This is a genomic window from Sphaerisporangium rubeum (assembly GCF_014207705.1).
In the GTDB taxonomy this organism is placed as follows: Bacteria; Actinomycetota; Actinomycetes; order Streptosporangiales; family Streptosporangiaceae; genus Sphaerisporangium; species Sphaerisporangium rubeum.
In genome coordinates this window covers 271,512-285,363 of the sequence record NZ_JACHIU010000001.1, presented here as the reverse complement: position 1 = coordinate 285,363, position 13,852 = coordinate 271,512, and the positions used below count along the sequence as shown (strand labels likewise).

The 13,852-nt window shown below is 68.7% G+C and carries 11 protein-coding genes; 6 read left to right on the top strand and 5 right to left on the bottom strand.

Features of this window, described 5'->3' with window-relative positions; translation table 11 throughout:
• Window positions 1-8 precede the first annotated feature (8 nt).
• The 5 genes from clpB to BJ992_RS01220 all read left to right on the top strand — a co-directional run bounded on the left by clpB (window position 9) and on the right by BJ992_RS01220 (window position 5,130).
• The gene (gene clpB / locus BJ992_RS01240; RefSeq protein ID WP_184978124.1) at window positions 9-2,630 is read left to right on the top strand and encodes an ATP-dependent chaperone ClpB; all 2,622 of its coding nucleotides are present in this window, start codon (window positions 9-11) and stop codon (window positions 2,628-2,630) included.
• 443 nt (window positions 2,631-3,073) lie between these two features.
• The gene (locus tag BJ992_RS01235; protein WP_184978123.1) at window positions 3,074-3,814 is read left to right on the top strand and encodes a helix-turn-helix domain-containing protein; all 741 of its coding nucleotides are present in this window, start codon (window positions 3,074-3,076) and stop codon (window positions 3,812-3,814) included.
• Between the two features lie 19 nt (window positions 3,815-3,833).
• A complete protein-coding gene (locus BJ992_RS01230) occupies window positions 3,834-4,040 on the top strand; it encodes a DUF397 domain-containing protein (RefSeq protein WP_184978122.1) in 207 nt (68 codons plus the stop codon).
• 114 nt (window positions 4,041-4,154) lie between these two features.
• The gene (locus tag BJ992_RS01225) at window positions 4,155-4,361 is read left to right on the top strand and encodes a DUF397 domain-containing protein (RefSeq protein WP_184978121.1); all 207 of its coding nucleotides are present in this window, start codon (window positions 4,155-4,157) and stop codon (window positions 4,359-4,361) included.
• A gap of 118 nt (window positions 4,362-4,479) precedes the next feature.
• Window positions 4,480-5,130: a response regulator transcription factor gene (locus BJ992_RS01220; protein WP_184987410.1), complete on the top strand. Its 651-nt coding sequence runs from the start codon at window positions 4,480-4,482 to the stop codon at window positions 5,128-5,130.
• Window positions 5,131-5,263: 133 nt separating this feature from the next.
• Here the strand turns inward: BJ992_RS01220 and BJ992_RS01215 are convergent, their stop codons facing one another.
• Genes BJ992_RS01215 through BJ992_RS01205 form a run of 3 tightly spaced genes read right to left on the bottom strand, consistent with a single transcriptional unit; the run spans window position 5,264 to window position 8,671 of the window.
• On the bottom strand, window positions 5,264-6,232 hold the full coding sequence (locus BJ992_RS01215) for an Acg family FMN-binding oxidoreductase (protein WP_184978120.1): 969 nt from the start codon (window positions 6,230-6,232) through the stop codon (window positions 5,264-5,266).
• Window positions 6,233-6,265: 33 nt separating this feature from the next.
• The gene (gene cydB / locus BJ992_RS01210; protein WP_184978119.1) at window positions 6,266-7,261 is read right to left on the bottom strand and encodes a cytochrome d ubiquinol oxidase subunit II; all 996 of its coding nucleotides are present in this window, start codon (window positions 7,259-7,261) and stop codon (window positions 6,266-6,268) included.
• Between the two features lie 21 nt (window positions 7,262-7,282).
• Window positions 7,283-8,671, bottom strand: a complete 1,389-nt coding sequence (locus tag BJ992_RS01205; RefSeq protein ID WP_184978118.1) for a cytochrome ubiquinol oxidase subunit I — start codon at window positions 8,669-8,671, stop codon at window positions 7,283-7,285.
• Between the two features lie 368 nt (window positions 8,672-9,039).
• Between BJ992_RS01205 and BJ992_RS01200 the strand changes: the two genes are divergently transcribed.
• Window positions 9,040-11,670 (top strand): bifunctional acetate--CoA ligase family protein/GNAT family N-acetyltransferase, encoded by a 2,631-nt coding sequence (locus BJ992_RS01200; RefSeq protein ID WP_246496488.1) that lies wholly within the window; start codon window positions 9,040-9,042, stop codon window positions 11,668-11,670.
• An 87-nt stretch (window positions 11,671-11,757) separates the two neighbouring features.
• On the opposite strand, the gene BJ992_RS01195 is transcribed toward BJ992_RS01200, so the two are convergent.
• Window positions 11,758-12,633 (bottom strand): universal stress protein, encoded by an 876-nt coding sequence (locus BJ992_RS01195; RefSeq protein WP_184978117.1) that lies wholly within the window; start codon window positions 12,631-12,633, stop codon window positions 11,758-11,760.
• A 155-nt stretch (window positions 12,634-12,788) separates the two neighbouring features.
• Window positions 12,789-13,784, bottom strand: coding sequence for a type I glyceraldehyde-3-phosphate dehydrogenase (gene gap / locus BJ992_RS01190; RefSeq protein ID WP_425503635.1), 996 nt, complete (start codon window positions 13,782-13,784; stop codon window positions 12,789-12,791).
• Window positions 13,785-13,852 lie beyond the last annotated feature (68 nt).

Here is a 13,852-nt window from a genome sequence, read left to right as displayed (position 1 = left end):
GGCGCATCGTGGATGTGAACCGTCTGACGCAGAAGTCCCAGGAAGCCCTGCACGACGCGCAGACCAAGGCGATCCGCTACGGCCACACCGAGGTCGACGGCGAGCACCTGCTGCTGGCCCTGGTCTGCCAGCCGGACGGCCTGGCCCCCCGCCTGCTCGCCGCGGCGGGAGCCGACACCGACAAGCTGCTGCTCGAACTGGACGCCGAGCTGGAGCGTCTCCCGCGCGTCAGCGGCCCCGGCGCCGCACCCGGCGAGGTCTACGTGACCAAGCGGCTGGCACGGCTGTTCGACGCCGCCGACCGCGAGGCCAAGCGCCTCAAGGACGAGTACGTCTCGGTGGAACACCTGCTGCTCGGCCTGCTCGACGAAGGCGCCGAGGCCCCGGCCGGACGCCTGCTGGAAGGCCACGGCGTGACCCGGGACCGCCTGCTCCAGGTGCTCACCCGCATCCGCGGCAACCAGCGCGTCGTCTCGGCCCACCCGGAAGGCGCGTACGAGGCCCTGGAGAAGTACGGCACCGACCTGGTGGCGGCCGCCGCGGCCGGCAAGCTCGACCCGGTGATCGGCCGGGACGCCGAGATCCGCCGCGTCGTGCAGATCCTCTCCCGCAAGACCAAGAACAACCCGGTGCTCATCGGCGACCCCGGCGTCGGCAAGACCGCCATCGTCGAGGGCCTCGCGCAGCGCGTCAACAGCGGCGACGTACCGGAGGGCCTGAGGGATCGCACCATCTTCAGCCTGGACATGGGCTCGCTCATCGCCGGCGCCAAGTACCGAGGCGAGTTCGAGGAACGCCTGAAAGCCGTACTCGCCGAGGTCAAGGCCTCCGACGGCCGCATCCTCCTCTTCGTCGACGAACTGCACAACGTCGTCGGCGCCGGCGCCGCAGAAGGCGCCATGGACGCCGGCAACATGCTCAAACCCATGCTCGCACGCGGTGAACTCCACATGATCGGCGCCACCACGGTCACCGAGTACCGCAAGCACATCGAGAAGGACGCCGCACTGGAACGCCGCTTCCAGCCGGTGTACGTGGACGAGCCGTCCGAGGAGGACGCCATCTCGATCCTGCGCGGCCTGCGCGAACGCCTGGAGGTCTACCACGGCGTCACCATCCAGGACGGCGCCATCGTCGCCGCCGTGGTCCTCAGCCACCGCTACATCTCCGACCGCTTCCTCCCGGACAAGGCCATCGACCTGGTCGACGAGGCCTGCGCCATGCTCCGCACCGAGATCGACTCCATGCCGGCCGAACTCGACGAACTCATCCGCCGCGTCACCCGCCTGGAGATCGAGGACGCCGCACTCGCCAAAGAGGACGACCCCGCGAGCGTCCGCCGCCTCGAATCCCTGCGCAAAGAACTAGCCGACCTGCGCGCCGAAGCAGACGCCATGCGCGCGCAGTGGGAAGCCGAACGCCACTCCCTGCGCAAAGTGCAGCACCTACGCCAGGAGATCGAGTCCGTGCGCCGCGAAGCCGAACGCGCCGAGCGTGCCTACGACCTGAACAAGGCCGCCGAACTGACCCACGGAAAGCTCCCCGAACTGACCCGCCGCCTCCGCGCCGCCGAGGAGGCCCTGGAGTCCAAACAGTCCGGCCACCGCCTGCTCCGCGAAGTCGTGACCGAGGACGAGATCGCCGGCATCGTGTCCCGGTGGACCGGCATCCCGGTAACACGCCTCAAGGAAGGCGAACGCGAGAAACTCCTCCACCTCGACGAAATCCTGCACGAACGCGTCATCGGCCAGGACCAGGCCGTCCAGTCCGTAGCCGACGCCATCATCCGCGCCGGCTCCGGCATCAAGGACCCCCGCCGTCCCATCGGCTCCTTCATCTTCCTCGGCCCGACCGGCGTAGGAAAGACCGAACTCGCCAAAGCGCTCGCCGAGGCGTTGTTCGACACCGAAGAGAGCATCGTCCGCGTGGACATGAGCGAATACCAGGAACGCCACACCGTCAGCCGCCTGGTAGGCGCACCCCCCGGCTACATCGGCTACGAGGAAGGCGGCCAACTGACCGAGGCCGTCCGCCGCAAACCGTACTCAGTAGTCCTGTTCGACGAAATGGAAAAAGCCCACACCGACGTCTTCAACATCCTCCTCCAGGTCCTCGACGACGGCCGCCTCACCGACGCGCAAGGCCGCACGGTGGACTTCCGCAACACCGTGATCATCATGACGTCGAACATCGGCTCGCAACACCTGATGGAAAGCGGCGTGACCCACACCGGCGAGATCGCACCAAGAGCCCGCGACCTCGTCCTCAGCGACCTACGCCGCCACTTCCGTCCAGAGTTCCTCAACCGGGTGGACGACACCGTCCTCTTCAAACCCCTGACAGAACCGGAGATCGAACGCATCGTCTCTTTGATGTTCAACGACATCAGAACCCGCCTGTCCGATCGCCGCATGACCCTCGACATCACAGAAGCAGCTCTGCACCACATAGCAGAACAGGGCTTCGACCCCGTCTACGGCGCACGACCTCTGCGCCGCTTCATCGCACGCGAGGTGGAGACCCGGATAGCCCGCGCCTTGGTCGCCGGCGACGTACGCGACGGCGCCGTCATCCACATCGACGCACCGGCCGACCACCTCACCGTCCGCTACGACAACCCCGAGCAATAGCCGAACCCCGAGCCGACCGAGGCCTCACCGACGCTCTGGCACTGAAGCGCGCATGTGCCGAGCACAGCGCTCTGGCGGACCACGACCGACCGGCTCGCGACCCCGTACCGCCACAACCGGCCCCACCAGACCCGCCGAACGCGACCCTTTCGATCTCTGTTCACTCGTCCCACCCTCGCTGATACACATCCAGTGAATTTTCTTTTCCGTACCGCCGGATGAATATGACGTGTGCTTAGATTGCCTTCGTGACCTGTGATTCCACGGCCAGAACGATGTCCCAGAAGATGACCGATGATGACATCGACAGGTTTGATAAAACCTAGGCCTGACATCGCCGCCATAGATAAAAAGCCCGATTTCATCTGTTTCGGGAGTATCGCGAATGAGCGTCGAACACTTCCCCGATCCCGGCTCCCCCCCGCACACTCTTCGGCGCAGAAATGCGCCGCATGCGCGAAGCCGCGCAACTGTCCCAAGCCGCCGTAGCCACCCGCCTCGGCTGCACCCAGACGCAGGTAAGCCGCCTTGAGTCCGCCACCAGAACCCCATCCAAATCCGACGCCGAACGCCTCGACCGCCTCTTCGGCGGCGAAGGCACCACCTACTTCGCCGGCCTGCGCCGCCGCATCGTGGCCCGTCCCAGCGGCCCCATCTGGTTCGAAGGCTGGACCGAAGAGATCGAACCCACCGCCGTGGTCCTCCGATCCTGGGACCCCCTCCTCATCCCCGGCCTCCTCCAGACCGAGGCGTACGCACGCCAGCTCTTCAGCCGTGCCCCACGAGCCGTCCCGGAAGATGTGGAAAAGCGAGTCGAGGCCCGCCTGCGCCGCCGCAAGATTCTCGACGCACAAAACCCGCCGTCGGTGCTCGTCCTCTTCGACGCAGGCGTACTACGCCGCCGGGTAGGCGGCTCCGAGGTGATGAGCGAACAACTCGGCTACCTGCTTGAGGTGGCCGAACGACCTAACGTGACCATTCAGGTCGTCGACCCCGACTGTCTCGCGGGACTGGCAGGCGCCTTCATGATCGCAGAACTTCCCCATGGACAGCCAGATGTCATCCATGCGGACTCACCGGTCCAGGGACAGATTACAAGCGAACACGAATTCGTAGCATCCATACGCAACCGATATGAAGCCGTACGAGCATGGGCCTATCCTGAGCATGTGTCCTTGAAATGATCGAGGAGGCGAGACGAGAGTGGACCTGAGCACCGCCGCGTGGCGGAAGTCGTCATACTCCTCCGACAACGGCGGGCAATGCGTCGAGATCGCGACCAACCTGCCCCACGCGATCGCGGTACGCGACAGCAAGTTCCCCGCGGGCTCCAAACTTGTTTTCAGGCCGACCGAGTGGCGGCATTTCATTGGAGAGATCAAGAAAGGAATGTTCGATTCCATGTCCTGACTTGTCATGATTCGCATCTTTTGATGCGTTCTGGAGGGTTTCCTCCCTGAATGACGGCGAATTCTCCTGAGCCGACACATCCGGCCAGAGCCAAAGGCCGAGGAGGCATCAGTCGTGACCGTAGACCTGACCCAAGCCGCATGGAGAAAGAGTTCTCGCAGTGGGGACAGTGGTGGGAACTGTGTCGAGGTGGCATCGAATCTGCTCGGCATCGTCGGAGTCCGGGACAGCAAGAACACGACCGGGCCCGCATTGATCTTCAGCTCCGGCGAGTGGTCGGCGTTCCTGCGCGGCGTCAAGGGTGGCGAGTTCGGCCGCTGATCGGTAGCGACGAGGACGCGAACCAGGAGGCTCCGGCCGAGGGGACAGGTCCTGTGTCGGCGGGACACGGGACCATGGTCACTACCGGTAGGGGCCGGAGGTGCATAGATTCGGTTCTATGATTCGTGTTTTCCTTCTCGATGATCATGAGGTCGTTCGGCGGGGTGTCGCGGCGTTGCTGGAGGCCGAGGACGATATCGAGGTCATCGGTGAGGCGGGGACGGCCGAGTCGGCGGTGGCGCGGATTCCGGCGCTTCGGCCGGATGTCGCGGTGCTCGATGTGCGGCTGCCGGACGGCAGCGGTGTGGAGGTGTGCCGTGAGGTGCGGAGCCGGGTGCCGGGGTTGAACTGCCTCATGTTGACCTCTTATGCCGATGACGACGCGCTGTTCGAGGCGGTCATGGCGGGGGCCTCGGGGTATGTGCTCAAGCAGATCCACGGCTCGGACCTGGTCGGCGCGGTGCGTACCGTCGCGGCGGGGCAGTCGCTGCTCGACCCGCAGACGACGGCGGCGATGCTGCACCGGCTGCGGGACCAGGCGACTCGCAAGGATCCGCTCGCGGTGCTGTCGGACCAGGAGCGGACCATTCTGGAGCTGATCGGCGAAGGGTTGACCAACCGGCAGATCGGCGAGCGGATGTTCCTCGCGGAGAAGACCGTGAAGAATTACGTGTCGAACCTGCTGAGCAAGCTCAACATGCAACGCCGCACCCAGGCCGCCGCGTTGGCCGCGCGGCTCAAGGACCGGCCGGAGACGCCAGGGACTTAGGAGCCGTACGCGGCCTCGGCCATGGCCTTTTGCCTTCCGGCCGGTCCGCGCGCCGGTTTCCGGTATCTGTGCCGTCCCCCACGGCGGGCCTGCCATCGTGGCGGCTGATCACGTGCCAGGAGCACGGGGCCTGCTATTTCTCGTCCAGGACCTCGTGGACCGGACGCCGGACGCCGTGGGTCTCGGTGCCGGTGTGGCCGAGTCTGAGGATCATCTGGGGGTGTTCGCCGGCGCAGAGTTCCTCGCGGATGAAGGCGCGTAGCAGCGGCCGTTCCAGGGCCTGTGTGTGGAAGGCGGCGCGCACGCCGTTCGCGGCGGCGTGCAGCAGTACGCGTTGCAGGGCCTGGCCGGCGGCGATCCAGTCGCGGCGGTCGTCGGCGCGGGTCGTGATCATGGCCACGAGGCCTGTCGCGGTCTCGTCGCCGCGGTCCTCTCCGGTGCCCCAGGCGTTGCCGTGCGCGTAGTCACGTTGTGCGAAGTGCGGGGACGTGCGGCGCGGGTCCCGGGGGTAGGCGGCGGCCGGAACGCCGTCGCCGTGGCGGCTGCCGGGAGGACGGCCCCATTTGACGGACTCGAGGGTGAAGGCACGGTCGCCGGCCTGGATCTCCTGGGCCGCGGCGGTGATCGCCGCGAGAGCACGCACCGCCGCGTCCTGCTCCACGAGCAGCAGGTGTGCTCCTTCGGCCTCGGCCTGTTTGACCAGTGCGGTCACCAGGTCCTGCGGCACAGGTTCATCGGCGAAACCGGCACGGTGGGTCCGCCGGGCCGGGATCTGCTCGTTCATGAGCTTCACCTGCTCGTCGGCGTCCATCGGGCCGTCGGCCCTGACGGACGCCAGTACAGCGGGCCGGTCGGGGTCGGGGAGGACGGTGACCACGGGCCGCAGGCCGGCGGCGCGCAGGGCCGTCCTGATGGTGAACAGAGCGGCGCCGCAACTGATGAGCTGTTCACGGCCCTCGGGATCACCGGCGCGTGACCAGCGCTCGGGGTCGGCGCGCACCCGGATCTCGTCTCCCTCGATGACGAAGGACCAGGGCTGGCTGTTGTGCAGCGACGGGGCCCAGACGGCGGCCTCCACCGCTGAACGCAGATGGTTCGTCATGTCATCAGTCCATCACCTGGACGGATCCGCAGGTCAGGGACTTATGGCCTTTTCCAGGGGGTCGTTGGTGAGCCGCTTGCGGAACACCCAGTAGGTCCACCCCTGGTACAGCAACACCACAGGAGTGAAGATCGCCGCGACCCACGTCATGACCCCGAGCGTGTACGGCGTGGAGGCGGCGTTGACCACCGTGAGGCTGTTGGCGGGGTCGAGGGCCGGCATGACGTCGGGCCACAGATTGCCGAACAGGGTGGCCGTCACGGCGACGATCGCCGTCGCGGTGGCGGTGAACGCCAGTCCGTCCCGGCCGGCCCGCGTCGCGACCAGGGCCGCGAGCAACCCGGCGGTGGCGATCCCCGCGGTGATCCAGGTGGCCGTTCTGCCGCCGTCGAGCTGGGTGAGCAGCAGGAACGCGCCGCCGGCGAGCACCGACGCGAGGCCTGCCTGGAGTGCGAGCCGCGTCGCGCCGGCGCGCAGTTCGCCGACGGTGCGCAACGCCAGGAACACCGCGCCGTGGAAGGTGAACAGCGTGAGTGTGGCGACCCCGCCGAGGAGCGCGTACGGGTTGAGCAGCGTGAGCAGGGTGCCGGTGTACTCGTGGTCGGCGTCCAGGGGGACGCCGCGCACGATGTTCGCGAACGCCACACCCCACAGGAACGCGGGGATCAGCGACCCCCAGAAGAACGCGTGGTCCCAGGCGCGGGTGCGGTCGCTCTTGGCGCGGTACTCCAGTGCGACGCCGCGTGCGATCAGCGCGAGCAGGATGAGGAACAGCGGCAGGTAGAAGCCGCTGAACAGCGTCGCGTACCACTCGGGGAAGGCCGCGAACGTCGCGCCACCCGCCACGAGCAGCCACACCTCGTTGCCGTCCCACACCGGGCCGATGGCGCGGTAGACCAGGCGCCGCTCGGCCTCGTCCCCCGCGAGGAACGGCAGCAGCACGCCGACGCCGAAGTCGAAGCCCTCCAGCACGAAGTAGCCGGTCCACAGGACGGCGATGAGGACGAACCATACGGTGGTGAGTTCCATGGTCTTCGCTTTCCGGTGCGGCTAGTACGACAGGGCCGGCAGCGGCTCGGCGGGGGTCTCCGCGCCGGGGTCGGGCTCGGGGCCGAGGCGGATGAACTTGAGCAGCAGCCGCACCTCGATGGCCGCCAGCACCGCGTAGACCAGGGTGAAGCCGACGAGGCTGATCGCGACCTCGGGGACGTCGGCGCCGGGTGAGACGGCGGCGGCGGTGCGCATGACGCCGAAGACCGTCCACGGCTGTCGTCCCATCTCGGTGAAGACCCAGCCGAGTGAGTTGGCGAGGAACGGCAACGCGATCCCGGCGACCGCGACCCGGGTGAACCACGGGCTCGCCGGGGTCCTGCCGCGCCGCGTCAGCCACAGCCCGGCCAGCGACAGCAGCCCGGCGAGGAAGCCGAAGCCGATCATCAGCCGGAAGCTCCAGTACGCGAGCCCGATGACCGGCCGGTAGTCCCCCGCGCCGTACAGCGCCAGGTAGCGGGCCTGGATGTCGTTGATGCCCTCGACCCGGCCGTCCAGGGTGTTGGTGGCGAGCACGCTCAGGCCGTTCGGCACCTGGAGGTTGACGCGGTTGCGGCCGTTCTCCACGTCGCCGATCGCGAACAGCGAGAATCCGGCCGACGACTCGTCCTGCCACAGCGCCTCGGCCGCGGCCATCTTCATCGGCTGCTGCTCGGTCATGATCTGCGCCTGCCAGTGGCCGGACAGCGCGACACCTCCGGCGGCGACCAGACCGACGACCATGGCGAGCCGCAGCGACGTGCGGAACATCGCGACGTCGCGCCGCCGTGCGATCTGCCAGGCGCTGATCCCCGCCACGAACGCGCCGGCCGTGACGAACGCGCCGAAGATCACGTGAGGGAAGGTCACCAGGGTCGTGGAGTTGGTCAGCACGGCCCAGATGTCGGTCAGCTCGGCCCGATGCGTCACAGGGTTGATCCGGTAACCCACCGGGTGCTGCATCCAGGAGTTGGCCGCCAGGATGAAGTACGCCGACAGGGCCGTGCCGATCGACGCCAGCCAGATCGTCGCCAGGTGCACACGCGGCGGCAGTTTGTCCCAGCCGAAGATCCACAGGCCGAGGAACGTCGACTCCAGGAAGAAGGCGATCAGCCCTTCCATGGCCAGCGGCGCACCGAAGACGTCCCCGACGAACCGCGAGTACTCACTCCAGTTCATCCCGAACTGGAACTCCTGCACGATCCCCGTCACCACACCCATGGCGAAGTTGATCAGGAACAGCCGGCCCCAGAACCGGGTAAGACGCAGGTAGGCGGGTTTCTTCGTGCGATACCAGGCCGTCTGCAGGCCGGCCACGACAAGCGACAAGCCGATCGTCAACGGGACGAAGAGGAAGTGGTACACGGTCGTGATGCCGAACTGCCATCGCGACAGGTCCAAGACGTCCATCGGGGACTCCAAGTCATAGCGAACTCCTGCGAGGGTCCTCCCGGCCGCACGACCCGGCGTAGGGCCGGGAGGCTCACGGGGTGAGGACCTTGGTCCCGGCACACCGCGCCATCGGTCCTGTGACCTGCCACAGAACCGCCGGGGCCTGATCACGTGAAGCCAGGCCGGCCTTGACGCGCGGCACGGAACCACCGGGGTCCTGATCACGTGAAGCCGGGCTGGTCCCGGTGTCCGGTACGGGCCGGCTCGGTGGTCTCGTCACCTGCGGGCCGCGGACCAAAGTCCTCCGGGGCCGGGCCGTCCGGCTCTCCTCGCCGCACCCCGGCCGGGGAGAACCTGACGGCGGAAACCAGTGAAGGAGTCGTGCCATGTCCCCCGTCGAATCGGGAATCCGCGCCATGTCCGACGCAAGCCCCGTCGAATGCGACGTGCTGTTGCGTGACGGCACCATCGCTCACGTGCGCTCGCTCACGCCAGGCGACCTCGCCGCGCTGCACGACCTGGTCGACCGCAGCTCCGAGCGGTCGGCGTACCTGCGGTTCTTCACCGGGGGACGTGCCACCGCGCACACCTACATGGACCGCGTCACGGCGCCGGGTCACCAGGGCCGCGCGCTCGTCGCGGTGGTGCGTGGCCGCGTGGCCGGCATCGCCGAGTACACGCCGTACGGCGACGGGACCGCCGACATGGCCGTCCTGATCGGCGACGAGGCCCAAGGCGAAGGACTCGGCACGCTGCTGCTCGAACACCTGGCGGCTCTCGCCGCCGCCGAAGGCGTCGGGACGCTCATCGCGCAGGTGCTCAGCGCCAACACCGCGATGCTGCGGGTTCTGCGTGATCTCGGCCTGGAAGTGGAGGTCGGCTACAACGGCGCGACCGCGGACGTCCTGGTGGACCTCACCCCTGGCGTACGGCTCATGGAACGCCTCGCGGCCCGCGACCACGAGGCCGAACGCGCCTCTCTGGCCCCGCTGATGACCCCCGGCTCGGTCGCGGTGATCGGCGCGGGACGCGACCCCGCCGGCATCGGCCACAAGGTGGTCCGCAACCTGATCGACAGCGGCTTCCGCGGCGCGATCCACCCTGTGAACCCGCGCGCCACGACCATCGCCGGCCTGGAGGCCTGGCCCGACATGGCGGCCATCCCGGTACCTGTGGACGTGGCCGTGGTCGCCGTGCCGGCCGCGGCGGTCGTCAAGGTCGCTCGTGAGTGCGCCGCCACCGGGGTCAAGGGCCTCGTCGTGCTGTCCGCCGGTTTCGCCGAGAGCGCCGGCCGCGACGCCGAACGCGAGCTGCTCGCCGTCTGTCGTACGGCCGGCATGCGGCTGATCGGCCCCAACTGCCTCGGAATCGTCAACACCGCGGCACGGCTGAACGCCAGCTTCCTGCCGCACACCCCCGTGCCAGGCGACGTCGCCGTCCTGTCGCAGTCCGGCGCCGTCGGCGCGGCGCTGCTGGACCGCCTGGCCGTCTCGTCGTTCGTGTCGGTCGGCAACAAAGCTGACGTGAGTGGCAACGACCTGCTCGAATACTGGGAGGACGACGACGCGACCAAGGTGATCGCGCTGTACCTGGAGTCGTTCGGCAACCCACGCAAGTTCGCACGCATCGCATCGCGTGTCGGCCGCCGCAAGCCGATCCTGCTCGTCAAGAGCGGCCGTTCCGACGCCGGCGACCGCGCCGTACGCTCGCACACCGCCGCCGCCGCGACTCCGGACATCGCCGTGGACGCACTGGTCCGCGCCGCCGGCGTCATCCGCCTCGACAACGTGCGCGACCTGATCGACACCGCCAGACTCATGGCCGCGCAACCCCTCCCCGCCGGCCGCCGCGTCGCCATCGTCGGCAACTCCGGCGGCCCGGAAGCCATGACCGCCGACGAATGCGAAAGAAACGGCCTGCTCGTCCCCGAACTCCCCACCTCAACGGCGCTCGCGGCCCGCATCCCGTCCGCCGCACTCCACAACCCCGTCGACCTGACCGCCGGCGCCACCGCGGAAGACATCGCGCTGGCCGTGACCGAGGCCCTCGCCGCACCGCAGACCGACACCGTCCTCGTCGTCTACACCCCCCCGTTCGGCTCAGGTGCGGACGCCACCAAGCAGGCCATCGCCGAAGCGGCCCGCGGCGCCACCAAGCCTGTCGTCGCCTGCGTCATGGGTGAGGACGGCCTGATCGACGGCCTCGTCCCGACCTACGCCTACCCCGAGCAGGCCGTACGCGCTCTCGCACGCGCCGCCGCCTACGCCGAGTGGCGCCACCTGCCTCCCGAGATCCCCGGCCCCACCCTGGACGACCCGAAGGCCCGCGAGATCGTCAAAGGCACCGACGGCTGGCTCTCCCCCGAGCTGACCGAACGCCTCCTGCGCCACTTCGACATCCCGGTGCTGCCGTCCCTGACCGTCCACGACGCAGAAGCCGCCGCCGAGGCCGCCGAGTCCCTAGGTGTCCCCGTGGCTTTGAAGGTCACCGGCCCCGTCCACAAGAGCGAAGCCGGCGGCGTACGCCTGAACCTCCGAGGCGCCGCCGAAGTACAACAGGCCTACCAGGAAATGTCCGCCTCCATAGGCACCGCCATGACCGGCGCCATCGTCCAGCCGATGGCCGCACAAGGCGTGGAGATCATCGTAGGCGGCGTCAACTACCCGACCTTCGGCCCCCTGGTCATGGTCGGCATGGGAGGCGTCACCGCCGACCTCCTGGCCGACCGCTCCTTCCGCATGCCCCCCTTCCGAGTCGACACCGCCGCCGAAATGATCGCCGACCTCCGCTGCTCCCCCGTGCTCTACGGCTACCGAGGCCGCCCCAAAACCGACACCACAGCCCTGGCGACCCTCGTCACCCACGTAGGCCACCTCATGGACACCCTCCCCGAGGTGGCGGAACTCGACCTCAACCCGGTGATCGTCACCCCGGAAGGCGCCGTGGCCGTCGACTCCAGAATCCGTGTGACCCCCCGCCGTCCCACCCCGTCCCCCTACATCCGCCGCCTGCGCTGACCCGGCCACGACGAAGGCCGCTCACCGGAGTCCTCCTCCGGTGAGCGGCCTTTTGCCTGATGTCGGCGTGCGACGCGGCGCCTGACGTCAGGAGTCGGCACCCCCCTCATCGAGCCTCGGCCGCACGACGGCGACCGGACACCTGGCGTGGTGGAGGACGGCGCGGCTCACCGAGCCGAGGACGGTGGCGGTGACGGGGCCGCGACCGTGAGAGCCGACGACGAGCAGGTCCGCGCCTTCGGACGCGGAGGCGAGGGCTTCGACCGGGTGCGCGCGGCGGACGTCCTCGATCACCTGGACGCCGGGGTACTCGGCGCGGGCTTTGGCGAGGAGGCTTGCCACCGCGGTCTGGTGTGCGATGCGGGTCTCCTCCATGTTGTAGCCGATGTCCGGCGCGAAGGGGTAGACGTCCGGTTCCCAGGCGTGCAGTGCGCGCAGGGTGGCGCCGCGGCGTGCGGCCTGTTCGAAGGCGTAGGTGAGGGCCGGGAGGCACTCGGGGGTGTCGTCGACACCGAGGACGACTTCGCCTTTCGTGAGGTCCGGCAGGTGCGGCACGACGACGACGGCGCCGGCGGCGCGGCCGGCGACCTGCATGCTGACGGAGCCGACGACCAGCCTGGCGAAGCCTCCCATGCCGCGTGTGCCGATCACCAGCTCGCCGGCCTTGGCGGCCAGGTCGCGGAGCACCTCGCCGGCGGCGCCTTCCAGCATCTGGGTGGTGACGTCGACCTCCCCGGACCGCGCGTGCGCGATCTGCTCCGCTTCGGCGAGCACCTTGGCGGCGCCACGGGTGAGCTGGTCGTCGAGCTCGGGGTCGGGGAATCTTCTGAGCTGGTAGGGGTCGCGGTTCAGGACGAACACGATGCGCAGGGGAACTCCGGCGCGCACCGCGTCGTCGGTGGCCCATTGGACCGCCGCGAGTGACGCCGGTGACCCGTCCACTCCGACGACGACATCTTTCATGACTGCCTCCTTCGTCTCTTCCATGGCACCGCGCGGAGCGTCCGCATCGAAGGGCCGAAGGTCCCTGCCAAGGTCCCGTACGGCGCGAAGCCGGTCCGCTACGAGAAGAGCCCGTCCGGCGAAGGCGGACGGGCTCTGGAGCTTGGGTCAGGGGGTCAGTGTTCTGCGGCGATTCTGGTGGCGGTTTCGGCGAGGCGGGTGGCGTAGGCCCATTCGTTGTCGTACCAGCCGAAGATCTTCACGAGGGTGCCTTCGGACTGGGTGAGGGGTGCGTCGAAGACGCAGGAGGAGGGGTCGCCGATGATGTCGGTGGAGACCAGGGGTGCGGTGCTGTAGCGGAGGATGCCGGCCAGAGGGCCGGTGGCGGCTGTGGCGAAGGCGTCGTTGATCTCTTCGGGGGTGGCGGGGGTCGCGAGGACGGCGGCGAGGTCGGTCAGGGAGCCGTCGGGGACGGGGACGCGGAGGGCTATGCCGTCGAGGCGGCCGGCGAGTTCGGGGATGACCTCGCCGACCATGCGTGCGGCGCCGGTGGTGGTGGGGACGATGTTGACGGCGGCGGAGCGGGCACGGCGGGGGTCTTTGTGGGGTGCGTCGAGGAGGCGCTGGTCGGCGGTGTAGGCGTGGACGGTGGTCATGAAGCCTTTGACGAGGCCGAAGGTGTCGTTGAGGACCTTGACCATGGGGGCGACGCAGTTGGTGGTGCACGAGGCCATCGAGATGATCTGGTGGAGGCCGGGGTCGTAGGCCTGGTCGTTGACGCCGGGGACCAGGGTGACGTCCATGCCGCGGCCGGGTGCGGTGACGAGGACCTTGCGCGCGCCGTTCTTCAGGTGGATCTCGGCGTCGGCGCGGGTGCGGAAGCGGCCGGTGGCCTCGATGACGAGGTCGGCGCCGTAGGAGTACCAGTCGATGCCGGACGGGTCGTGGTGGCCGGTCACGGGGATGCGTGTGCCGTCGACGACGAGTGCGCCTGGTGCGGCGGCGACCGGTTTGTCGTAGGTGCCGTGGGTGGAGTCGTGCTGGAGCAGGTGGGCCAGCGTGCCGACGTCGGCCAGGTCGTTGATCACGGCGATGTCGAGGCCCCGGGCCAGGCCGGCGCGGAGCACGGCGCGGCCGATCCTGCCGAAACCGTTGATACCGATCTTCATCATGGCGTCCTCCAAGGCGTCTGTACCGCCGATGGTGCGGCGGCGGCGGGGCCGGGCCGTAGAGGCGAACC